The sequence below is a fragment of the Blastococcus sp. MG754426 genome (genome assembly GCF_021699055.1).
Taxonomy (GTDB): Bacteria; Actinomycetota; Actinomycetes; order Mycobacteriales; family Geodermatophilaceae; genus Blastococcus.
On sequence record NZ_SSXC01000213.1, the window covers coordinates 1 to 236 of the forward strand.

Genomic DNA, 236 nt, shown 5'->3' on the forward strand with positions numbered 1-236 from the left:
CATCGCGCCGCGCGCCTGGGCGGAGCACCGTCAGGTCGCCGAGCTGATCGCCGCCGGCGAGGCCGACCGCGCCGCCGCCGCGATGCACCGGCACGTCGCCGTCGGGGTGGATCTCCAGGTAGGAGTTCCGCGACAGCGCGACGTGCCGGTGCATCGCGGCGGCGGCGCGGTCGGCCTCGCCGGCGGCGATCAGCTCGGCGACCTGACGGTGCTCCGCCCAGGCGCGCGGCGCGATG

Annotated in this window: 1 pseudogene; it reads right to left on the minus strand. The window is 78.4% G+C overall.

The window, feature by feature from the left end:
- A pseudogene (locus E9549_RS23000) lies at positions 1 to 236 on the minus strand (GntR family transcriptional regulator); the annotation flags it as partial.